The following is a 543-nucleotide window of genomic DNA, read 5'->3' as shown; positions in this document are numbered from 1 at the left end:
AATCAGCCCGTTTTTTAGGGAGGTGTTAATTTAAGGTCGTATTTTAGGAGGGTTAAATTTTTTATCACTTGTTTGTTTTCGTAAAGGGAAGTGTATCCTTTTCCCCTGATAACCGATTTTATTTCAATAATTATTTATGGCGACTTTTGTAATTAGTAAAAGATTTAGTGGTGATTATAAGTTTGAATTTACTTCCAGGAAAGGAAAGACCATATTCATGAGTAACGCCTATGAGTTGCGGATGGATTGTGAATCAGCTGCAGAACAAGTGCGGTCGGTTTTAGAGACTTGTTCTTACGTAAAGTTTAAAACAACGAAAGGAAAATTTTTCTTTAGGGTAGTAGTTAATGACGAGGTAATGGCAACGAGTAGAAAGTATAGTACCGAGCTGATGGTTCAAAAAGGGATTATCGAAATAACTAAATATGGAATAAAAGCGGAGATATTAGATTTTTCGAATGATCACTTTATTTTTGAAGATTGACCAAGATGTTTTAACAATGATAAAAAAAGGGTCTTTGAATTAATTAATTCAAAGACCCT

1 protein-coding gene is annotated in these 543 nt (G+C 33.0%); it reads left to right on the top strand.

The genetic code is table 11. From position 1 onward, the window contains the following. The first annotated feature begins 136 nt into the window (after positions 1-136). The gene (locus A3SG_RS0118550; protein WP_016991465.1) at positions 137-484 is read left to right on the top strand and encodes a DUF1508 domain-containing protein; all 348 of its coding nucleotides are present in this window, start codon (positions 137-139) and stop codon (positions 482-484) included. The last annotated feature ends 59 nt before the right edge of the window (positions 485-543 follow it).

Source organism: Flavobacterium sp. ACAM 123, assembly GCF_000264055.1.
GTDB lineage: Bacteria > Bacteroidota > Bacteroidia > Flavobacteriales > Flavobacteriaceae > Flavobacterium.
The sequence above is the reverse complement of the archived record's forward strand: the minus strand, read 5'-3'. Positions and strand labels throughout refer to the sequence as shown.